This is a genomic window from Aristophania vespae, assembly GCF_009906835.1.
GTDB lineage: Bacteria > Pseudomonadota > Alphaproteobacteria > Acetobacterales > Acetobacteraceae > Aristophania > Aristophania vespae.
Map to the genome: position 1 here is coordinate 905,904 of NZ_CP047652.1, position 21,772 is coordinate 927,675.

At 39.1% G+C, this 21,772-nt stretch carries 17 protein-coding genes and 2 tRNA genes; 14 read left to right on the forward strand and 5 right to left on the reverse strand.

The annotated features are described in order from the left end of the window. Positions 1 to 13: 13 nt before the first annotated feature. Complete coding sequence (locus GT348_RS04050) at positions 14 to 1,195, reverse strand: hypothetical protein (protein WP_160618625.1); 1,182 nt, start codon at positions 1,193 to 1,195, stop codon at positions 14 to 16. Between the two features lie 63 nt (positions 1,196 to 1,258). On the opposite strand from GT348_RS04050, the gene GT348_RS04055 reads away from it, so the two are divergent. The 4 genes from GT348_RS04055 to xylB all read left to right on the forward strand — a co-directional run bounded on the left by GT348_RS04055 (position 1,259) and on the right by xylB (position 5,705). Next, the gene (locus tag GT348_RS04055) at positions 1,259 to 2,071 is read left to right on the forward strand and encodes an SDR family NAD(P)-dependent oxidoreductase (protein ID WP_201740062.1); all 813 of its coding nucleotides are present in this window, start codon (positions 1,259 to 1,261) and stop codon (positions 2,069 to 2,071) included. A gap of 97 nt (positions 2,072 to 2,168) precedes the next feature. Next, the gene (glk, locus tag GT348_RS04060; RefSeq protein WP_160618627.1) at positions 2,169 to 3,146 is read left to right on the forward strand and encodes a glucokinase; all 978 of its coding nucleotides are present in this window, start codon (positions 2,169 to 2,171) and stop codon (positions 3,144 to 3,146) included. A gap of 226 nt (positions 3,147 to 3,372) precedes the next feature. Next, the gene (locus GT348_RS04065; protein ID WP_160618628.1) at positions 3,373 to 4,188 is read left to right on the forward strand and encodes a hypothetical protein; all 816 of its coding nucleotides are present in this window, start codon (positions 3,373 to 3,375) and stop codon (positions 4,186 to 4,188) included. Between the two features lie 59 nt (positions 4,189 to 4,247). Then, on the forward strand, positions 4,248 to 5,705 hold the full coding sequence (xylB, locus tag GT348_RS04070; protein ID WP_160618629.1) for a xylulokinase: 1,458 nt from the start codon (positions 4,248 to 4,250) through the stop codon (positions 5,703 to 5,705). Positions 5,706 to 5,709: 4 nt separating this feature from the next. On the opposite strand, the gene GT348_RS04075 is transcribed toward xylB, so the two are convergent. After that, the gene (locus tag GT348_RS04075) at positions 5,710 to 6,585 is read right to left on the reverse strand and encodes an N-formylglutamate amidohydrolase (RefSeq protein ID WP_160618630.1); all 876 of its coding nucleotides are present in this window, start codon (positions 6,583 to 6,585) and stop codon (positions 5,710 to 5,712) included. A 311-nt stretch (positions 6,586 to 6,896) separates the two neighbouring features. Between GT348_RS04075 and GT348_RS04080 the strand changes: the two genes are divergently transcribed. Next, entirely contained in the window at positions 6,897 to 8,075 is a 1,179-nt protein-coding gene (locus tag GT348_RS04080; protein WP_160618631.1) for a Gfo/Idh/MocA family protein, read from the forward strand. Between the two features lie 19 nt (positions 8,076 to 8,094). Here GT348_RS04080 and ruvX read toward each other — a convergent pair whose 3' ends face one another. Next, on the reverse strand, positions 8,095 to 8,577 hold the full coding sequence (ruvX, locus tag GT348_RS04085) for a Holliday junction resolvase RuvX (protein WP_160618632.1): 483 nt from the start codon (positions 8,575 to 8,577) through the stop codon (positions 8,095 to 8,097). Positions 8,578 to 8,648: 71 nt separating this feature from the next. On the opposite strand from ruvX, the gene gatC reads away from it, so the two are divergent. From gatC to GT348_RS04120, 7 genes are all read left to right on the forward strand, one after another. Continuing rightward, entirely contained in the window at positions 8,649 to 8,936 is a 288-nt protein-coding gene (gene gatC / locus GT348_RS04090) for an Asp-tRNA(Asn)/Glu-tRNA(Gln) amidotransferase subunit GatC (protein WP_160618633.1), read from the forward strand. Beyond that, entirely contained in the window at positions 8,936 to 10,423 is a 1,488-nt protein-coding gene (gatA, locus tag GT348_RS04095) for an Asp-tRNA(Asn)/Glu-tRNA(Gln) amidotransferase subunit GatA (RefSeq protein WP_160618634.1), read from the forward strand. The genes gatC and gatA overlap by 1 nt, the downstream gene beginning before the upstream one ends. Continuing rightward, a complete protein-coding gene (gatB, locus tag GT348_RS04100; RefSeq protein WP_160618635.1) occupies positions 10,420 to 11,877 on the forward strand; it encodes an Asp-tRNA(Asn)/Glu-tRNA(Gln) amidotransferase subunit GatB in 1,458 nt (485 codons plus the stop codon). The genes gatA and gatB overlap by 4 nt, the downstream gene beginning before the upstream one ends. 92 nt (positions 11,878 to 11,969) lie before the next feature. Next, positions 11,970 to 12,062, forward strand: a tRNA-Ser gene (locus GT348_RS04105). Positions 12,063 to 13,129: 1,067 nt separating this feature from the next. Then, positions 13,130 to 13,552 (forward strand): hypothetical protein, encoded by a 423-nt coding sequence (locus tag GT348_RS04110; RefSeq protein ID WP_160618636.1) that lies wholly within the window; start codon positions 13,130 to 13,132, stop codon positions 13,550 to 13,552. A 476-nt stretch (positions 13,553 to 14,028) separates the two neighbouring features. Beyond that, positions 14,029 to 14,334: a hypothetical protein gene (locus tag GT348_RS04115; protein ID WP_160618637.1), complete on the forward strand. Its 306-nt coding sequence runs from the start codon at positions 14,029 to 14,031 to the stop codon at positions 14,332 to 14,334. Between the two features lie 413 nt (positions 14,335 to 14,747). Further along, positions 14,748 to 15,473 carry a hypothetical protein gene (locus tag GT348_RS04120; RefSeq protein WP_160618638.1) on the forward strand — a complete coding sequence of 242 codons (726 nt, stop codon included), beginning with the start codon at positions 14,748 to 14,750 and terminating at the stop codon, positions 15,471 to 15,473. A 600-nt stretch (positions 15,474 to 16,073) separates the two neighbouring features. Here the strand turns inward: GT348_RS04120 and galE are convergent. Both galE and GT348_RS04130 read right to left on the reverse strand, forming a co-directional pair. Beyond that, positions 16,074 to 17,069, reverse strand: a complete 996-nt coding sequence (gene galE / locus GT348_RS04125) for a UDP-glucose 4-epimerase GalE (protein ID WP_160618639.1) — start codon at positions 17,067 to 17,069, stop codon at positions 16,074 to 16,076. A 102-nt stretch (positions 17,070 to 17,171) separates the two neighbouring features. Further along, positions 17,172 to 17,245, reverse strand: a tRNA-Cys gene (locus GT348_RS04130). A gap of 182 nt (positions 17,246 to 17,427) precedes the next feature. On the opposite strand from GT348_RS04130, the gene GT348_RS04135 reads away from it, so the two are divergent. Both GT348_RS04135 and GT348_RS04140 read left to right on the forward strand, forming a co-directional pair. Continuing rightward, a complete protein-coding gene (locus GT348_RS04135) occupies positions 17,428 to 18,894 on the forward strand; it encodes a TolC family outer membrane protein (protein ID WP_408865153.1) in 1,467 nt (488 codons plus the stop codon). Positions 18,895 to 18,988: 94 nt separating this feature from the next. After that, positions 18,989 to 21,694, forward strand: coding sequence for a valine--tRNA ligase (locus GT348_RS04140; protein WP_160618640.1), 2,706 nt, complete (start codon positions 18,989 to 18,991; stop codon positions 21,692 to 21,694). Positions 21,695 to 21,772: the final 78 nt, after the last annotated feature.

Below are 21,772 nucleotides of genomic sequence, written 5' to 3' on the forward strand. Positions count from 1 at the left end.
TTTTTTCTAGAGTTTATCTCTTTACAAGTGGCTTTTCATAAAGTCTGTGGCGTTTATGCGGGTGAGGGACCAAAGCCTCAGCCAGGCTGCGCATGCCTGTGTCAGATTCCTGAATCCACCCTAATTCTACCCATCTATAAGGCTGTTTTTTGCTTCTTTGCATCAATTCACGAATGGCAAGAGACGGTAAAAGCGAGCCCAAAATGGTGCCTCTTAATTTACTACTCACCCCTAAAAGAATAACACGGGCTGATTTAAAACGATGAGTGAATAGTCTGTGGGCAAAACGCAACCACCCACTTAAAGAAGGCGCCCCCCCTAAGTCGGCAGTGATGTCATAGATATTTGGTATCACCATAGCCATAGCGACTGGTTCACCATTTTGATCAATTTGGACGTAATGCTCAGGCCTTAAAAGTGGCTTTATTTGCTTAACCATGGCCTGCATTTCATAATCCTGCATCGGAACAAAATTATATTTATGTGCCCAGGCATCATTATAAAGTTTTCTTAAAATCTCACTTTGAGCAACTATTTCTTTTTTCGAGAGCGAACGTGTCGTAATTGATTTAAGACGACCTTTGCCAATTTGCATTCCCCCTGGCACAGGAAAATGCTCTTCAATCTCAGGCGTTATTTCAAGGCTGTAGCTAAGAAGGTCTTCAGTTTTTTCATAACCATTTTTTTCAATTAAACGACTTAATTGAGGAGGATGCCAGGGCATTGCGACCATGGGAGGCGTTTCTTGCCCTTCAACCATGCAGCCTGTCTCACCATTACCACTAAGAGTGACTGGACCACGCACTCGTACAGCTCCACGATCAATCAGCCAATTTTCTGCTGCCTGGAGAAGGGCTGCAACAATCAGAGAATCTGGCACACAATCTAAAGCGCCAAACTGACCGATCTTGGTTTGCCAATATTCTATCGCACGCTGGTCCAATATAGCAGCAATTCTTCCTACGGGAGTTTTGCCTCTCCAGGCTAAAAAATATTGAATATCAGCATGACGAAATATCGCAGCTTTTCTGGGGTCTAAAAGTCCCTCTTGCTCCATATCAAATGGCGCTACAAAACCCTTCATATTTTTATAAAGTAATCTGGGCAGTGTTATAAACGTTCGCAATTCGCGCCGCGATGTAACAGGACGAATTTCGATCTTATCAGACTGAGAATGAGAAGCTTCACGTTGCATGAAAGAGGCTATACGCGTACAGAAGAAATCAGACTAGAGGGTAATAGGAGATAAATGGGCATTATGAGTAAAAAAGAAGAAAAGACGATTCCTAACTCCGTGAAACATCACGTTCTTATTACAGGTGGTTCAAGCGGCATCGGAGCTGCTTTAGCATCTTATTATGCCCGTCCTGGGGTCCATATAACTTTATGGGGCCGCAATGAAGCCCGCCTCCAGGAAACTGCAAGAAAAAGTCAGGAAAAAGGCGCCAGCACTTCTATTCTGGCAATTGATTTAAGCAATGCTGCGCAAGCAGTACAGGCCCTGATAGAAGCTGACAATATTAATCCTGTTGATATTTTGATTTTATCGGCTGGCATGGCCGATATACGCCCAGCAGGAGCCAAGACAGAAACATCTGAGACAGCTTTGCAAATGTCATTGGTTAACTTTGCGACTCCAGTTGCCATGGCTACAGAGGCGGCAAGTAGGATGGCAGAACGCCAAACAGGTAGAATTGGCATTTTGGGATCAGTAGCTTCTTTTCATGATTTACCACTAGCAACGGTATATAGCGGATCAAAAGCCGGATTAGGCAGATTTAGCACTGCTTTAAGAGCTGCCATGGAACCCTATAACGTCAAAGTTACGCTTATTGCACCCGGTTTTATCGATACGCCTATGAGTCAGCGCCTTGAAGGTAACCAACCTTTTCTCGTCCCTGTAGATAAGGCTGCGCGCCAAATTGCGCGATCAATTAACAGAGGACAAGCAAAACTAGTATTTCCGTGGGTATTTCAGCTAACACGTTTGTTAGAAGCTCTACTTCCAAGTGCTATTTCTCATAGAATTTTAAGAGCATTAGATATTATGCAACATCCACCTGAAAATTGATCCTGCTAATATTTTACGAATATGGTAATTTCATCTGTAAGACAGTTAATCCTTTATTAGAACAGCTATAACGGATCATGAGAGGAGATTACTAATTATGAAAGAGATTGTAGTCGTCGATATTGGTGGCACTCATGCTCGCTTCGCTATTGCAACAGTAGAAGACGGAAAAGTTGTGACCTTAGAAGAGGCGACAACGCTTAAATGTGCGGAACATGCTTCCTTAGCTTTAGCATGGGAGGCTTTTGGTCGAAAACTTGGTCGTCCAATTCCGAATGAAGCTGGCATAGCCATCGCTTGTCCGATCTCGGGTGACATTTTGAAAATGACTAATAATCCGTGGGTTATTCAGCCATCCCAGCTAGCTCAACGTCTTAATCTCAATAATTTTGTCGTAACTAATGATTTTGGGGCTATAGGACACGCTGTTGCACAGATTGGATCTGATTACATGCAACATCTATGTGGTCCTAATATTGATCTACCCAATGAAGGCGTGATCAGTATCATCGGGCCAGGAACGGGCTTAGGTGTTGCGTGCGTCTTACGACAAAATGGCCATTACCACGTTATGGAAACAGAAGGGGGACACACTGACTTCGCCCCTCTCGATTCATTAGAAGATCGGATATTAGTTGCTCTCAGAGAGCGTTTTCGCCGCGTTTCTGTTGAAAGAATAGTTTCCGGGCCGGGGCTCACAAATATTTACGAAGTTATTGCCGAGCTCCAAGATTTACCAATCACTCTCAAAGATAATCGTCTCCTTTGGACTACAGCCATTGAAGGCACAGATACGATGGCTTCAGCTGCGCTGGAACGCTTTTGCCTTAGTTTAGGTGCTGTTGCTGGTGATATAGCCCTCACTCATAAAGCGAGTGGTGTGGTTATTGCCGGTGGTTTAGGATTGCGCCTGGCCCATACTTTGCCTCATTCTGGTTTTGCTGAACGCTTTGTCGCTAAAGGGCGGTTTGAAGCTATGATGAGTGACATACCCGTAAAAATCATAACTCATCCACAACCTGGTCTTTATGGGGCTGCTGCTGCTTATGCCTCTAAGTTTAAAGACGTCTCTTAAGCGAATTACACTTAAATAAGAGTCGTTTTATTTTGCCTTTTCAAAGAGGCTATTTAATTAACCTCTTTGAAAAGTTCTATTACAAAATTAACTGTTCTTGACAATTTTTAAATAAATTAATCAAATTTTCGTTATTATTCATCATTTTTAAAAAATACTTAACGATTTTACAAAATATTTAGGTGTATATAATAAAGCGTAAACCTTATCGTCATCCGCAGAGGGAATGATGGCTATTATTGCATCTCATTTATTATGGCCTGGCTCATCGCTGGACGTTCGCCCTATATCTAGTTCTACAACTGAACATTTTGTTAAAAATAATGCAGATGACATGCAATTTGCGCCTGAAAAATACTCTCTTGATAAAGATTTCAAAGATAGTGTTACGCTGTCAGAACATGCACAAACATATTTAAATAGCCAACAAAGTAAAAGTGCAGAAAAAATTTATCATGTTCTAGAAGCAGCTTCACAGGTCATTTCAAGCAGTACAACGTCCGATGCAGAAAAATTTGCAGCCATATCTACCGCCTATCACCTTTTTTTTGAAAATAGCAATATAGGTAATGTAACAGGAAGTTTTGCCGTTGCTTGGGGTAAATTTAAGGCGGCTACAGCTGATAGTGACTTTATGAAATATTATAGTGTGCAACAGCAATTTGTACCTAGTATTAGTCCGACCAATGATGCTTCAATTCAGGATGATCACTCTAATTCATGGGCTCAATATTTTGTAAATTCAAAAAATACAGAGAATTTGCATGATAAAACGTCGCCATTAGATTCAATGTTCTCTGGTACAGAGCATAGATATCATGCACTTTTTCCAAAAATGAGTTCACAGGATATTAAGCGTTTTATGGTGGCGCGAAACAGTATTTATGCGCGAGATCAGCATAAACAACGTGGTGAAGCTTTATTTTCTTTTGTAAAAGTTAAAGCAGCACATACACCTCTGGAAAAGAAAATTTTAGGAAAGCTGTTAAATTTATCTGAGCGCGAATTAGACGGCTCACTGTTAAGTTCTCATAAGCTATAATAGGTTATTTTTTTTAATAATAAAAATAATGATATCGCTATAAATAAGGCTTTTTTGTTATGTTTATCGGCATTGATATTGGAACTTCTGGCATTAAAGCTCTTTTGGTTGATGAAAAGCAAAATATTATAGGTTCATGGACAGAACCTCTAACTGTTCGACGTTTACATCCAAGCTGGTCAGAGCAAGATCCTGATCAATGGTTAAAGGCCATTTATCATACTTTAGACATGTTACAAGATCAGTATCCTCAAGAGGTATCTTTAGTAGAGGCAATAGGATTATCAGGTCAGCAACATGGGGCCGTTTTTTTAGACGAAAAAGGCCAAGTTCTACGCCCATGTATTTTATGGAACGACACGCGAGCTGATAAAGAATGTGCCATATTTGAAAATCGCTTTCCTGATGGTCCCAAAATTCTTGGCTCTATCACAATGCCAAGTTTTACAGCACCTAAAGTGCTTTGGGTTGCAAAAAACGAACCAGAAATTTTTTCCAAAACGCGTCATGTTTTGCTGCCTAAAGCTTGGGTGCGGTATGCTCTAACGGGCATAATGGCCGAAGACATGTCGGATGCTTCAGGAACAGCATGGCTAGATGTGAAAAAGCGGAGCTGGTCTGAAGCTGCTTTAAAAGCCTCGGGCATAAATATGTCTTACATGCCTGATTTATGTGAGGGAACTGACCGGGCTGGTTATTTAAAAGCAGACCTTGCTTCACGATGGAAAATGAAAAAACGCCCTATTTTTGCTGGCAGTGCTGGAGATAACGCGGCAGGGGCTATTGGGTTAGGCGCGATTAATAAAGGAGACAGTTTTGTTTCCTTAGGAACGTCAGGTGTTTTATGGATGACGACGGACTCATATTGTCCCAATCCTGAAACAGCCATTCACACCTTTTGTCATGCATTACCAAATAGATGGCACCAAATGGGCGTTATGTTGTCAGCTGCTGCTTCTTTTAAATGGTGGGCTGATCTTTGCCATGAAAAAGAAGAAACACTTCTGGCTGAGCTGCCTAAAACTATTAAAGAACCTTCACCTGTTTTATTTGCGCCTTATTTGGCAGGAGAACGTACTCCCTATAATGATGGGCGTGTAAGAGGTGGGTTTGTCGGCCTTACGCAAGATGCAACACGTGCTCAGATGACACAGGCTGTTTTGGAAGGTGTAGCTTATTCATTCCGTGACGCTTTTGAAGGTTTTTTAAAGACAGGACAGGCACCTCTAACCGCCGATGTAATAGGGGGAGGTTCCAAAAGCACATTATGGGTAAGCATAATTGCATCTGTCCTTAATATGCCTCTTAACAAAATTAAACATGGAGAGCAGGGAGGTGCTTTTGGGGCAGCACGATTAGCGCGTTTAGCTCTTACAGGTGAAAAAATTGAAGAGGTCTGCACATCGCCAGAGCGCATAAACTGTATAAAGCCTGATAAAGAATTAAAGCAGGCTTACGCAGAAAATTATAAACGTTACCGTTTACTTTATCCTGCTTTGAAAGCGTTTAGAAACTGAAATATTATAAAAATAACTTACGGTTTTCTTCATTTAACAACCATCTTGAGACATTACATAATATAGATGTCATATCATCTTTGATGGTTTGAAAGTGACGTGTTAACGCTAAAGTTGCATGATTTAAATAAAGAGAGCGACATATTTCAATTTGCAAAGAATGAAAATGTTTATGAGGCATTCCATAATAATGCGTTATAAAACCACCAGCATAGGGTGAGTTAATCTGCACATTATAGCCTCTTTCTTCAAACGCCAACTGAACAAACCTTAAAAGTGCTGGTGAACACGATCTGCCATGACGATTACCGAGAACGATGTCACATTTTCGCGTCTGAAAAAGAGGTGGCATTGAATGGATATCAAATAAAACAGCAAAACCAAATTTTTGATAAATAACACTTAGAGCTTCATACAATTTTGTATGAAAAGGTGACCAATATAACCCTAATCGTTTTTCAGCGTCTTCTACAGGTAAAGTATGACTGTAAATTACCTTACCAGGGCCAACACAACGCGGAATAACTCCATATCCTGCCTGAACGCGCTGTGTAATTAAAAGATTTTTTGCATCAAGAGGAGGCGTAAATAAAATTGGGTCTAATTCACGCCAGTTTCTATTTACATCACAATAGCTTCGCGCAAAAAGGGCTTTTATCAGCCCTATATCATTATGGGGCACATCTTCCAAAATCTGATCAACAAAGCGATCTTCCATTTTTTGTAAATCAAGAAAAGGAAGCTTTGTCTGGTTTATAAATTGGCTAGGATAAACACGCCCCGAATGTGGTGACGATATAAAAAGCGGGGACTCAGTCGCTTCTATAAAAGAAAAAGAGTCGTGAGATATGTAGCTCTCTTTTTCTATAGAAAAAATCAATTATAGGCTCCGTTCAAAAATCCCTACATAATTTTATTAAAAATTTGCTATCACAACATGGTATTTGAAACAATTTATAGATTATTTTGCAAAAAATCCGATCTTAAAATGTTTATAATATTATTAACTATTATTCCTTTTTTTCAAAAAGAATAAAATAAATTATAATGTTAAATAAATTAAACTAGGTAACAAATATGTTATTAATTGTGCAGAAAAAATTTATATATTTAGTTTATGAGAATGTCCCTAACACCATTCAAGCTGGATTGATTACTCCAGGATTTTAAAAATGAGGAGGGGTTCATTCAATGAGAATAAACTTAAATCAAGAAAATGCCTCTAAAAATAAACAACAATCAGGCACTCTTCCTCCACTTTCCAATAAAGTAGCTGGCCGGGTTTTTCCTAACTTTACCCGCCTCCTGGCCTGCGAACCTCGCAAATTTGGTTATGCTATTGTTGGGTTGGGAAATTATGCCATAAATCAAATTTTGCCAGCTTTTTCAGAGTGTCAGCACGCCTGTGTTACCGCCTTAGTCAGTGGCAATAAAGAAAAATCCAACCGTATTGCAGAACAATATGGCATCGAAAAATCTCATCTCTATTCTTATGAGGATTTTGACAAAATTGCCGATGATCCCGAAATAGATGCCGTATATATTATCCTTCCAAACTCACTTCATGCCGAGTTTACAATACGCGCTTTTAAGGCTGGCAAACATGTTTTGTGCGAAAAGCCTATGGCTGTGACAGTTGAAGAATGTCAAAATATGATAAAGGCCGGGAAAGAAGCCGGAAAGAAATTAATGATTGGCTATCGCTGTCATTTTGATCCGGTAACTCAAAAGGCCATTTCTATTGCTTGCGGTGACCAGCTAGGCAAACTTAAAATTATAGAAACGACTAATGCTCAGATGCTCAACCCGACTGACTCTGCCGGCCAATGGCGTTTAAATAAAAAACTCGCTGGTGGAGGATCATTAATAGATAATGGAATTTATGGTATTAACGGAAGCCGATATCTTCTAAACGAAGATCCAATAGAAGTTAAAGCTACATTTGTTCCCACTGACAACCCTATCTTTAAAGAAGTTGAAGACAGGATCTTGTGGGCAATGTTCTATCGCTCTGGTGTCGTCTCTCATGGGATTTGTTCTTATAGTACAAATGTAACATCACATTTTAGCTTGATAGGCGACAAAGCCACTTTATTGCTAGATCCCGCAACAACTTATTGGGCTAATAAAGTTAGCTTACGTCAATCCATGCATCATATCTCATCGTTCAAATCAACATTTAAGTTTGATCAACTAAACCAGTTCTCCGCTCAATTAGACCATTTACCTATCTCTATTGCTCGAAAAAGTGAAACTCTGGCAACCGGAGAAGAGGGTATGCAGGATTTGCGTCTCATAAAAGCTATATATGAAGCCGCCTATAATAATAGTTCAGTTTCGACTGACTGGGGCGATTGGCGTCAAGCTTGAAAATTAATTCAGCCCCAGCTTAATAAGCTGGGGTTTTCCTTTGAGCCGTGGCATCTAACCAGCCCTGTAAAATATAAGAGGCGGCTAATTTATCGACGACTTCATTACGCTTTTTACGCGTAAGGTCCATTTCTTTAACCAAAAATCGATTTACAGCACTGGATGAAAGTCGCTCATCCCATAAACTATAGGGAAGGTTTAGTCTTTCTGCTAAATCTTTTCCCCAGTCCCGTGCAGCATGTGCAGCTGGTCCGTCTGTGCCATCTAAAGAAAGAGGCAAGCCTATTACCAAGGCTGCCACATCTTGAGCCTTACAAATATTATTAAATTCTTGTATTAGAACTGATAATTTCTGCCTTTTAATGGTCTTGAAAGGAGACGCTAAAATTAGCTGAACATCAGTTAGAGCAAGGCCAAGTTGTTTGGAACCTGGGTCTATGCCCAAAATACGGCGCGGTGCTTGCACCTGCTGGCGGAGATCGTGTGGATTGAAATATAACATATTCAAGCTTTATGATCTATAAACATGCTGAAAAGCTACCTTAATTTTATTTCTTATTCTTAGGACCACCCATGTCGCTCGATGCGAAAACAGTTTCAAAAATGGCGAGGCTTGCACGGATTGGCCTCTCATCAGAAGAAATCTCAACATATCAGCAGGAAATGCAAGGCATTTTAGGCTGGGTTGAACAATTAAACGAAGTCGATATCACCAACGTTAAACCTATGGTTGGGACAGATCTTGCCCGTGCCCGGTTACGTGAAGATCGCGTTACAGATGGCAACTGTCAGGAAGCCGTTCTTTCAAACGCGCCTGACCGAGACGGACCTTTTTACACAGTGCCCAAGGTGGTTGAATAATGTCTTATCAGTTTGACCTTACATTAACTCAAGCACGTGATGCCTTAAAGGCAAAAAAATTAACAGCTCAAGAGTTAATAAAATCACATAGCGAAGCTATTGAACGCCTGGATGGCCGTTTAAATAGTTTTATAACCCGCACATTAGACCAGGCTCTTGAAAAAGCGAAAGAGGCCGATCAAGCCTTACAACGCGGCGAGGGAGGATCTCTCACGGGCATTCCGCTCGGAATTAAAGATCTGTTTGCAACACATAATGTTCGCACAACAGCAGGAAGCAATATTCTAAAAAACTTTATTCCACCATATGAAAGCACCGTTACAGCTAATTTGCTCAAAAACGGCGCTATCTTTATGGGTAAGTTAAATCTTGACGAATTTGCTATGGGGTCAACCAATCTGACTTCAGCATTTGGTGGTGTCGAAAACCCTTGGAAAAAAAAGGGTTCAGATAAGCGTCTTGTAGCTGGTGGTTCTTCAGGTGGCTCAGCTGCTGCTGTGGCAGCTGGTCTGGTTCTTGGTGCTACGGGCACTGATACAGGCGGCTCTATCCGTCAACCTGCTTCATATTGTGGTATTACAGGCATTAAACCAACATATGGGCGTTGCTCACGTTTTGGCACCATTGCTTTCGCAAGTTCACTCGATCAGGCAGGGCCAATGGCACGTAATGTGAGCGATTGCGCTATTATGCTTGAAGCAATGGCAGGGTTTGATCCAAAAGATTCTACCAGTGTTGATGTCAAAGTTCCTCATTACGAAGCGGCACTGGGTAAAAGCATCAAAGGCCTGCGGGTTGGTGTACCCAAAGAATATCGTACTAATGGACTATCAGCCGAAATTCAGGCTTTGTGGGATCAGGGTATTAGCTGGCTTAAAGACGCTGGTGCTGAAATTATTGAGATTTCATTGCCTCATACCAAATATGGACTACCCACATATTATATTGCAGCCTTGGCAGAAGCATCCTCCAACTTAGCGCGTTATGATGGTGTTAGATTTAGTGAGCGCGTGCCAGGTAAAACTCTAGACGAGCTTTACGAAAACACACGCGGCACAAATTTCGGTAATGAAGTAAAACGCCGTATCCTTCTTGGTACCTACGTGCTTTCTTCTGGTTATTATGACGCTTATTATTTACGCGCTCAAAAAGTCAGATCTCTCATAAAGCAGGATTTCCTCAATGCTTATGAGAAAGTGGATGTTATTTTGACACCAACCGCACCATCAGGTGCTTTTGCATGGGATGAAAGCCCTACAGATCCCGTGCAGGTTTATCTCAATGACATTTTCACAGTACCCGCCAGCCTTGCCGGCGTTCCTGCATTATCTGTTCCTGCTGGGCTAAGCAGCGAAGGCGTACCGCTTGGGCTACAGTTAATTGGCCGCTACTTTGATGAAGAGACCCTTATTTCAGCAGGTTACGTGCTAGAACAGGCTGCGTCATTTAATCATCGTCCCACACTCCACGCAGGAGTTACAGCATGAGCGCTTATCGTATCCAAGGTGAGACCGGAGAATGGGAAGTCGTCATCGGCCTAGAAGTCCATGCTCAGGTTGTCAGTAAATCGAAGCTATTTTCTGGTGCTTCGGCTGAATATGGTGCTGAACCTAACACGCATGTAAGTCTGGTTGATGCTGCTTTTCCGGGAATGTTGCCTGTTTTAAATCAGGAATGCGTTGCTCAGGCTGTCAGAACCGGATTAGGTCTAAAAGCAGAGATCAATCTTTTTAGCCGTTTTGATCGTAAAAATTATTTTTATGCTGACCTTCCTTTTGGTTATCAAATTAGTCAATTTGAATTTCCGATTGTTGGTAAGGGCGTTGTCGAAATTGAGCTTGCTGACGGCACGAAACGCCAAATTGGTATTACACGCCTTCATCTGGAGCAGGATGCAGGCAAATCCATTCACGACCAGGATCCGACACGCTCTTTTATTGATTTAAATCGTGCTGGCGTTGCTTTAATGGAAATTGTCAGCGAACCTGACATACGCTCACCAGAAGAAGCCGGGGCTTATTTACGCAAACTTCGTCAAATATTACGCTATCTCGGCACTTGTGATGGCAATATGGAAGAAGGCTCAATGCGTGCAGATGTTAATGTATCTGTTCGTAAAGAGGGTGAAGAATACCGCACAAGATGTGAAATTAAAAACGTCAACTCCGTGCGTTATGTCATGCAGGCAATTGAGGTTGAAGCAACACGTCAGGTCGAAATTTGGGAATCTGGTGGCACTGTAGATCAAGAAACACGCCTCTTTGATCATTTAAAAAGTGAGACACGGTCTCTTCGTAATAAAGAAGACGCTCACGATTACCGTTATTTCCCTGATCCTGACCTGCTACCCCTCGAAATTGAGCAGAGCTGGGTAGATGAACTTAAAGCGGCCCTCCCTGAGCTACCAGAAGATAAAAGAGCACGCCTTGAAAAAGAATATGGTGTCTCTGCATATGAATCAGCTGTTCTGACTGCTGAACAAAATGTAGCTGATTTCTATGAAGAAGTCGCAAAAGATGCTGACGCCCGTTTGGCAACTAACTGGATATTAGGCGATTTCTTCGCAGCTCTAAACCGCACAGGTCGTTCTATTGAAGATAGCCCTGTTAGTGCCCAGGGCCTGCGTGAATTGCTGAGTCTCATTAGTGATTCGACAATTAACGGAAAAATCGCAAAAGAAGTCCTTGAAGACATGGTCGAAACTGGTGAATCAGCCAAAGAGATTGTGGAACGTAAGGGTCTTAAGCAAGTTACAGATACTGGTGCTATTGAGAAATCAATACAAGACATCTTGGATGCAAATGCTGATAAGGTTGCCGAGTACAAAAGCGGAAAAGACAAGCTTTTTGGCTTTTTCGTTGGACAAACGATGAAGGCAATGAAAGGAAAAGCTAATCCTGCCATTGTAAATGAACTGCTCAAAAAACTATTAAATGCATAAAAATTAAAAAATATGTTCTTAAGGGTTTGACGAATAAGCATTTTACCCTTAAGAACAGTTTTGCAAACGCCGTGTGATCTGCGTGACAAAGCGGAGGGGTGGCCGAGTGGCTGAAGGCGGCGGTTTGCTAAACCGTTGTACGATGTCAAGTCGTACCGTGGGTTCGAATCCCATCCCCTCCGCCAGCAGTTCTAAAAAGACACCCGAAAATTATATTATGATCTGGAGTTTTTTAGATAGCTTTGTTTATATTAAAAATTTGCTCCCTTCTGTCTAACATTTGTGTTTTTGGTTTTTAGATTAAAATTTAGAATTTTTGCTAAAAGCCTTTTATATCAGCCAGAAATCAAGCATTCGTGAAGAAAATTTTTATCGAACAATGTCACTACCAAAATATGTGCTTAATCAACTGAATAATGCACATTTTTACATGTAGACTTTATAATCAAATAAAGCTTGTCAGTTGCATAACTTAAGCTATCAAATTAAAAACACGATAAACTATTATAATATTAAAAAACTCAATTTTTATGATTAGTAGTTACACATTGTCAACTTATATTTAAAAATATTTACATTTAGTAAGACAAAGGGTTTAAAGTTTCATTAAACTACGTCTTGAGGCTTTTACGAAAAATATTATATACTGCAATCACTATGAGTGCTGTAATATTTCCTCTGCAAAGCCTCACCTAAAACCTAACACCAGAAGAACATTAATCTGGCCTTTTATACACTATGGAAACTAGAAAATATTAAGTTGTCATTTTATGATGCAGATGGAGTCAAAGAAGTTTGTAATGCTAGATTCAGTTTAGCAGGAGTAAACATAAATAATAATTGATTATTGTGTTTCTAAAAAACTACGGAAACTTACAGTATTTTCTTAAAAAGAATGCTACCTTCCTTATCTAGAACAATCATACAATGGCATTATAACAAAATATACAGAATAGGATGTTATAAATCATGAAATGGTTTTATATTTACTGAAATTAACCGAAGAATCCTATAAATATCTAAAAAATTTAATATAACTATGTGACAATTTTTAACTACGCAAAACGAGAAAATATTTATTAATCCATACAGATTTTATTTTTTTACAAAATAAAAATTTTAGTTCAGTTGACAATTTTTTAAAAAAAAGTAATTAATCCAAAATTATGATTTAAAAGGGTGAAATCTCGTAATTACAAGACTAACTCTAGATTAATTCCGACATATTCGGGGTTTCTTATAAGGTGAAGAAATGGCAAACAATTTAATTTATGATGACAAAAGAATCTCTATCAACAAAAGCATAGTTTCTATAAAAAAAATACCTTACTTAAAAAAGGAAAAATCTATTTCAGTTAGAGCTATAAATACTGTCTATATAAAGATAGGAAAAAGATATCTTTATATATTAGGTGTATTCTTATGGGGAGCTTTTAGCTGGGGGATGCTTAAAAGTTTTTTTGGAGATCTAAATGGAGTCCAATCTATTTTATGTGTATATTTGTCAGTTTTCTTTATAATAATGTTTGGTAAATGCCTTGTCGGTTCCATCGTACCATTCAAATGGCTCATTTTGCAGACATCCAGCAAACGGGTAAAAGCAGTAAAAAGTCTAAAACTTGACTATGTTGATACTCTTAAAAAGAAAATTGAAGAAGCCATTTCTGAGCACTGATTTTTGTAAATATATATGTTATTGTTTTTGTTCAATCTGTTCTTTCCTTTATAGGAAATAATTAGTTATTATTGGACTTAAAATAGCATAATTATTTATTACTTTAGATTTTGGTAATCATGTCACTATTTGCTATATTTTCATACATTATGTCATGATTACCAAAAGCAAATGACTGCTAAACCATGATTTAGCTTTTTTTGTAAATTTAAGAAATCTTTAAATTGCTTTTTAGAAGCTGTTGAAGTTAGGGTTACTAATAAGCGGAAAAAAAATCGAAACTTAGATTAATTTTTTCAGTTTAACTATAATTAATATTTTTTTATTCTAATTAACTATTTTTATATTTATTAAGAAAATATTGTAACTTGTCTAAATTTTATACAGAGCATTTAAATTAACATATTTTTTATTGCTTTTTGATTTAAATAGCAGAATACCGGATTATCCGTCCAACCTTCGGGAAGTTTAAACTTATGGGCACACATGACTTTGTAGAAAATGCATTACAAGAAGTTTACGACTGGGTTGCGAGTGAAGGGGATACTCGTATTCTCAAAACAGACTCTATTTTGCATGAAATGGTCAAAATTGCAATTTACTCCGCAGAGAGATCTGATTGCAGGATAGCCGCTTTTGGATTGCTACTTCTTGGTAAAAAGCCAACCAGAGAAGATATTCTTTGGTTAGTGAATGATGACAGGCTCGGTCCAGTTCCTGATTTCCCTAAATGGACCGAAAAAGATGTGGTTCGTAATCCTTTTAAAGCAGGAAGTCATTAGTCAATAAAATTAAAAAAAGACGTTTTACAATACTTAATTTTATCCAAGATTTGCATAATTATATGTATGAACACTTGGCGAGAAATTGAGTAAAAACGAGGTAAAATTTTGTTAAAACCTCTAATTGTGAGAGTGAATAGATCTAAATATATAATAAGCAAGCTGTCATAAAAATTTAATTCATGATATTTAGATCAATACAGCTTTCACTCTCAATTAAGCAATCAAAAATAAAAAAAACTTTTTAATAATTTTATTATAATTACATAAATTTTTAAAATTTTAATTTACTTTAGTTTTTTTAATTGCGATTTTTTTAACAAACGTTTCAAATACAGTTTTAAATTATATGGCTAAGCTTGACTTTTTACCTTATTTAAGCAAGCAGGTTGCTTGAATTTGGAGTGAAAGATATGTCTAAAAATTTCGTTATACTAGGAATACTAACTTTATCCTGCTTAGCTTTTTCACAAGCGCAATCAAAAGATGTTATGCTTGATACTCCTTTTATTCCTCTTCCAACTCATATATCAAAAACCAGTTCAAGCACATTAGCTAAACTGGAAACGCCTCATTCAAAGTATATTACGGCTCTACATTCTCGACGAGCCAAAGATGAACAGCTTTTGACAAAAAAAGGCCTTTCAACTCATACAGCACGTTTAGCAATTTGGGCCATAGCTCACAAACCACAATCTAATTGTGCTATATATGCAATGCATTTAGCTGGGTATCATGAAATGAAATTTGTGAGGCCCGATCTTTTTAAAAAGTTTGCCTCAAATGATGTTGATAATGCCCTTGTTAAGGAAATTACAGATAAGCATTTATGTGAGAGAAAAAATTTAAATATAAAACTTTCATCACCCCCGCCATATGTTCACGCAAACTCTTTAGCCTCTTTATTTAAAAAACAGGACAAAAAAGCGGTAGCACTTTTAAGACATGCAGGAGTTACACAAAAAAACGCTGAAGAAGCCGCCTGGGTGGTTTCTCACCATCCTAACTCTTCCTGTGCGTGGCAAGTAGAAAGAATTTTAGCTGATGAAAAAGAAGGCTATCATAATTCAGATGATGAAAAAGACGCTGTTTTTAAAATTGAACATAATAATGAATGTGCAAAAATTTATTATAAATAAGCAGGGATTACATATTTAAAAACATTTCTTTTTAAAAAAGCCTTTTTTAAGCAATTTTGGCTCGCTTTTTGTGTAATGCAACTTAAAGCGGGTTAAAGATTATAAGATTTTACATCGTATTAATGTATTTAAATTGGAAAAAATTTTATGATTAACTTTCAAAATAGCTTAATAAAATTACTAATATATTTTGCACTTTGATCATTATCATGTTTTTAAAATTTACATATATTTATAAAGCTAAAATTATTATTTTTCATTATTTAAATCAGTATGCAATCTAACTTCCTGAATAGACGTATTTATTTTTAATATATATAATATCGAATAAATGTTCTGATTTTTTACTTAAAGAAATTATTTTTACAAATAAAGTTAATTTTTATAAAAATTCGTATTTAATAAATTTTTTGCAATATTTACAATTTTTCTGAAATAACTATTAATACATGGTCACTAATTAAAGTTAGTTTTTAAAATAAAATTAAATATTTATTTTTTACTTAATTTTCAAGTTTCATTTCGAATATTATAATTTAATTTCTTGATAAAATTAGCTGCTAATTTCACTAAATATTAGATAATCAGTTCAAGTTTATATTATCTGTGACCTGTTTTATAGCCATACGGATTATTTTTTCTCCAATTTAAAGCAGATTCAATAATAACGCCTATATCACCATTACGAGGTTGCCACCCACATTCTGATTGAAAAGCTCTTGAATCTGCAACTAAAAATGCAGAATCACCTGGGCGCGGTTCAGCCCATGACCAGGGGAGCTTTTTGCCCGAAATACGCTCTATTTCTCTAATAATTTCTAAATTACTGAACCCTTTTCCACTCCCAAGATTATACGTAACGGAACCATATTTTAATTTTTCAATTACGCGAATATGAGCATCAGCTAAATCAGTAACATGAACATAATCGCGTATGCATGTTCCATCATGTGTTGGATAGTTATTGCCATATAACTTTAGGGGAGGACGTAGTCCTAAAAGAGCATCTATAGCAAGTGGTATAAGGTGAGTTTCAGGTTGGTGATCTTCACCTAATCTTCCTTCTATATCAGCACCGGCTGCATTAAAGTAGCGCAGGCACGCATAACGCATATTATAGACACGATCTGCCCATTTTAAGACCTGTTCAATGTAAAATTTACTTTCGCCATAAGGTGAGGAGGGGCGAATAGGCGCAGTGGCAGGAATAATTGAAGAAAAATTTTCCCCACCGAATATAGACGCTGTAGAGGAGAAAACAAAATTTTTTACGTTATATCTTATGCAAGATCTAATAAGATTTAGTGATGTTATAATGTTGGCACGCAAATAATGCGTAGGGTGCTTAATTGAATCCGCAACTGAAGACAAAGCTGCAAAATGTAGCACCACATCCCAGGGGCCTTGTGAAAGAACACGATCTGTTTCTTTTGCATTATTAAGATCAACCCGCTCAAGCTTTACATTTGGCGGCAAGGCCATTTCGTGGCCTGTTAAAAGATTATCAATTACAACAACTTCATGACCTGCTTCAACAAGACCAAGCGTTACGTGGCTGCCGATGAATCCCGCTCCTCCCGTAACCAAACAACGCATAAAGCAAGACTTTTATCGAAAAAACTATGTTGAACCCGTCACTCATTCAATTATGCAGAGTGGTCTCAATTTTTAGAGACAAACAATAATATGACAGATTTTTGGAGGTCTGGGCGGGAATCGAACCCACGTTCGCGGATTTGCAGTCCGCTGCATCACCATTCTGCCACCAGACCTAGAAAGGTGAACGTTGTATTACCTTTTATAATCGTTTCGTCAAGGGGAATTTGACAAAATAAGGTGCTTTTTGAAAAAGAATAAAATCCTCATCTAAATTAAATGACTTTATATTTTATTCCTTGTGCTTATAGCGTAAGGTTCAGTCATTATGAGCACGGACCTGAAAAGAATTGTTTTTATGCGTTTTTCATTCAAATTTGGTTTAGGCTTATATTCTGCCCTGGTTAGTCAAAATCTTATGGCGCAGACTTATGACGGGAAGGGGTCGCCAGACTTTGTGCCCCATACTCTACGCCAGGCCCTGGCTACGGCTTATTCAACTAATCCACAATTAAGAGAAGCTCGAGCACAATTACGATCTATTGATGAGCAAATGCCTGCTGCTCAAAGCGGGTGGCGTCCTATAATTCAAGGATCAGGAGCCCTAAGTTATTACGAAGGTAATAATGATAGTGTCTCGATGCAATCTGTTAATATACCAGGCCAAAAACCAATCCAAATGCCGATACATAGCGGCCAAAGCTATGCGACGCCTGGATATTCCGCAGGAGTGACAATAACCCAGCCCATTTATCAGGGTGGTCGTACTATTGCAGGCATTCGGCTGGCCAAAAACCAGATTATGGCGCAAAGGGCACGCTTAATTGCTACCGAACAAGAAGTTTTATTGGCGACAGTCAATGCTTATGTAAGTGTGGTACAAAATGAGCAACTTCTACAGATCAGCTTAAATAATGAAAAAGTACTAAGACAGCAGCTTAATGCCACAAATAAACGTTTTCGCTTAGGTGAGCTTAGCCGCACTGACGTTGCTCAGGCTCAGGGCGCCTTGGCAACTGCCTCAGCACAAAGGCAGGAAGCCGAAGGTATTTTACAGCAGTCCCAGGCAACATATGCTCAAACGGTAGGTGTCCCGGCTGCCCCTAATTTAAAACCACCGCAAGCTTTAATTTTACCTGTTAAAAATGAAAAAGAAGTCATTTCTCAGGCTGTGCATAACAACCCTAGCGTTATTGCTGCCCTTTTTACCGAAGCACAACAAAAAGACTCTGTTTCGGTTCAGATGGCGGCAATTTTACCTAAGGTTAGTGCTGAATTAGGATATCAAAATACACGCAATCAGGGTTCAGGTCATTCAAGTGCTGATAATAAATATGCCCAGCTTGCCTTTCAGATTCCAATTTATCAAGGTGGAACGGAATATGCCGCCGTCAGGCAGGCACGACAAAATGCAGAAACAGCTCACCATGAAGTCAATGTGCAAAGAAGGTTAGCCTTACAGAAAGCTGCGGCTAGCTGGCAACAAATGCTTGCTTCAAAAGAAAGCATTAAAAGCAACAAACTTGCTGTTTCAGCCGGGGTTGCAGCGTTAGCAGGGGTTGAGAGACAGGCACTTTTAGGCACAAGCAGTACGTTAGAAGTTTTGCAGCAACAGCAAACACTTTTGCAAGCTCAGCAAACATTGGTGCAAAATATTGCGACCTACGTTTTTAGTTCATATTCAACAGCAGCAGCTATTGGCCGTTTAACAGCGATAGATCTTAAACTGAATGTCCCTTTATATGATGAAAAAGCTTATTTTAAAGCTGTTGATGGTCGTCTATGGGGAACGGGAGATTACGCTGTTAATCAACCAGGACGTTAAATTTTGCCATCATTTTTAAAAGAGCTCTTCGATTAAAGTTCAAGCTACGTTAATCTAAGCCAACCATAAATTTGACCCTAATTATTGGAAAACCATGTCAGAGCAATATAACTCTTCACTCAAAGAGTCTCAGTTAGAAAAAAATTTCATACCTCAAAATTACGAGGCCGAGTGCTATCGAATTAGTGAAGAAAGAGGGGACTTTAAAGCCGATCCGACAAAAGAAGGAGACGCTTTTTCTATAATGTTCCCGCCACCAAATGTTACAGGCACACTTCACCTAGGTCATGCTCTGACCTTTACTTTACAAGATATATTAATTCGCTGGAAACGCCAGAAGGGTGCTAATGTGCTGTTTCAACCTGGAACAGATCATGCGGGCATAGCCACACAAATGGTGGTTGAACGTGCACTCGATAAAGAAGGCATTAGTCGAAAAAAAATTGGCCGCGATGCTTTTACAAAGCGTGTATGGGAATGGAAAGAAGAATATGGCGGCACAATTATCAATCAGCTTCGCAAATTAGGCATTTCAGCTGATTGGGAGCGTGAACGCTTTACGATGGATGAGGGCCTTTCAAATGCTGTAAAAAAGGTTTTTGTTCAGCTCTATAATGAAGGCTTTATCTATCGCGATAAGCGCCTTGTAAATTGGGATCCGGAATTTCGCTCAGCTATTTCTGATTTAGAAGTCAATAACCGTGAAGTAAAAGGATCAATGTGGTATATTCGCTATCCTTTAAAAGATAGTGATAAGTCGATAACCATTGCGACAACACGCCCCGAAACCATGTTGGGTGATGTCGCCGTGGCTGTTAATCCACAAGATGAACGATATAAAGATCTTATCGGACAAACATTAATTCTACCTCTTACAGGTCGTGAAATAGTTATTATTGGAGATGAGCATTCTGATCCTGAAAAAGGCACAGGCGCTGTAAAAATTACACCTGCTCACGATTTTAATGATTTTGAAGTTGGTAAACGTCACGATCTTTCGGCCATCACAATCTTAGATGAAGGCGCTTTAATATGGTTAGACGAGATTGAAAATGACCTTCAGTCCGTTGAAGGTTTGGCCGACCCAGCCTTTGTAAAAGCTTTGGCTGGGTTGCATCGTGATGAAGCACGCAAAAAAATTGTAGCCGAACTGGAACGTCTCGAATTTCTGGAGAAAATAGAGCCCCATACCCTTCAAGTGCCGACGGCTGACAGGGGCGGGGCCATTGTGGAACCGCGCCTTACATTGCAATGGTATTGTGATGCTGCCAAATTGGCTGTTCCGGCTATAAAAGCTGTCGAAACAGATAAAATTGTTTTTGAACCTCGTCAGTGGGAAAATACATTTTTTGCCTGGATGCGTGATTTGCAACCATGGTGTATTAGCCGCCAGCTTTGGTGGGGTCATCGTATTCCGGCATGGTATGGCTCTGACGGCAAAACTTACGTAGCTGAAACTAAAGAAGAGGCACAGGCACAGGCAGGTGAATCTATTGTCTTGCAACAAGATGAAGACGTGCTTGATACATGGTTCAGCTCAGCTCTTTGGCCGTTTTCAACATTGGGATGGCCAGAAAAAACCGATAGCCTGAAACGTTATTACCCAACATCAGTCCTTGTTACAGGTTTTGATATCATCTTTTTCTGGGTCTCAAGAATGATGATGATGGGATTACACTTCATGCAGGAAGTGCCATTCCATAAAGTCCTTATTCATGGCTTAGTGCGTGATGAAAAAGGGCAGAAAATGTCCAAATCAAAAGGCAATGGTATCGATCCACTTGATCTTATCGCAGAATTTGGTGCGGACGCCACTCGTCTGGCTATTTGTGCCGGGGCAGGACCTGGACGTGATATTAAGTTAGGCCGCACTCGCGTTGAAGAACATCGTGCCTTCATTACCAAATTATGGAATGCAGCTCGTTTCCTTCAAATGAATGGAGCCGCGTTTGACTCAAGCTTTAATCCTGAAACAGTTCAAACTACTCTTGGACGATGGATTATTGAAGAAGCACGTCAGGCAGCCGACACTGCCAACGCCGCGTTAGAGGCTTCGCGTTTCGATGATTACGCCCGTTGCTGCTATCATTTCATATGGAATATTTTCTGCGACTGGTTCCTCGAGCTTTCAAAGCCGCTTTTAAATAGCACTGGCAGCCAAACAGAAGAAATTAAAAAAGTCAGCGCTTACACACTCTCTATTATACTGCGTATGATGAGCCCAATTACCCCATTTGTAACATCGACTTTATGGACAAAACTGGGCTATGAGGGTGCTGTAGAAGAAACAAAATGGCCAGTTCTACCTAAAATTCTACACGCAGAAGACGCTCGTGAGGAAGTAAACTGGCTTATAAAACTGATTACAGAAGTACGGGCTGTACGTTCAGAAATGAATGTTCCTCCCTCTCAGAAAGCACCTATAATTTTAAAAGATGCTGCTCAGCATAAATTTGCATGGGCTGAGCAATGGGAAGAGGCTCTCAGCCGCATGGCAAGAGCATCATCCATAAAAAGTCTGACAGGTGAAGCGCCAAAAAGTTCTGCCCAAATCGTGCTGGATGAAGCTACAATCATTATTCCACTAGAAGGATTAATTGACCTGGATGCTGAAAGAGCGCGCTTAACAAAAGAAATATCTCGCCTTGAAGGAGAGATTGATAAGGTAGAGCGCAAATTAAGCAATGAAAATTTCGTAGCGCGCGCTAAGCCAGAAGTTGTTCAAGAAAATCGTGACAGACTTGAAATATTTCAAGCAGAAATTACCAAACAGAAAGCCGCTTTAACGCGCTTAAGCTGACTGTAAATTATAGCCAGAAAGAACATTGTGATGACTTTCTGGCTATTGAACCACCAATGTGAAGTAAGAACCTTTTAG

Coding starts and splice junctions, on each gene's coding strand:
- GT348_RS04050 (WP_160618625.1), bottom strand. CDS start 1,195: ATGCAACGTGAAGCTTCTCATTCTCAGTCTGATAAGATCGAAATTCGT.
- GT348_RS04055 (WP_201740062.1), top strand. CDS start 1,259: ATGAGTAAAAAAGAAGAAAAGACGATTCCTAACTCCGTGAAACATCAC.
- glk (WP_160618627.1), top strand. CDS start 2,169: ATGAAAGAGATTGTAGTCGTCGATATTGGTGGCACTCATGCTCGCTTC.
- GT348_RS04065 (WP_160618628.1), top strand. CDS start 3,373: ATGATGGCTATTATTGCATCTCATTTATTATGGCCTGGCTCATCGCTG.
- xylB (WP_160618629.1), top strand. CDS start 4,248: ATGTTTATCGGCATTGATATTGGAACTTCTGGCATTAAAGCTCTTTTG.
- GT348_RS04080 (WP_160618631.1), top strand. CDS start 6,897: ATGAGAATAAACTTAAATCAAGAAAATGCCTCTAAAAATAAACAACAA.
- ruvX (WP_160618632.1), bottom strand. CDS start 8,577: ATGTTATATTTCAATCCACACGATCTCCGCCAGCAGGTGCAAGCACCG.
- gatC (WP_160618633.1), top strand. CDS start 8,649: ATGTCGCTCGATGCGAAAACAGTTTCAAAAATGGCGAGGCTTGCACGG.
- gatA (WP_160618634.1), top strand. CDS start 8,936: ATGTCTTATCAGTTTGACCTTACATTAACTCAAGCACGTGATGCCTTA.
- gatB (WP_160618635.1), top strand. CDS start 10,420: ATGAGCGCTTATCGTATCCAAGGTGAGACCGGAGAATGGGAAGTCGTC.
- GT348_RS04110 (WP_160618636.1), top strand. CDS start 13,130: ATGGCAAACAATTTAATTTATGATGACAAAAGAATCTCTATCAACAAA.
- GT348_RS04115 (WP_160618637.1), top strand. CDS start 14,029: ATGGGCACACATGACTTTGTAGAAAATGCATTACAAGAAGTTTACGAC.
- GT348_RS04120 (WP_160618638.1), top strand. CDS start 14,748: ATGTCTAAAAATTTCGTTATACTAGGAATACTAACTTTATCCTGCTTA.
- galE (WP_160618639.1), bottom strand. CDS start 17,069: ATGCGTTGTTTGGTTACGGGAGGAGCGGGATTCATCGGCAGCCACGTA.
- GT348_RS04135 (WP_408865153.1), top strand. CDS start 17,428: ATGCGTTTTTCATTCAAATTTGGTTTAGGCTTATATTCTGCCCTGGTT.
- GT348_RS04140 (WP_160618640.1), top strand. CDS start 18,989: ATGTCAGAGCAATATAACTCTTCACTCAAAGAGTCTCAGTTAGAAAAA.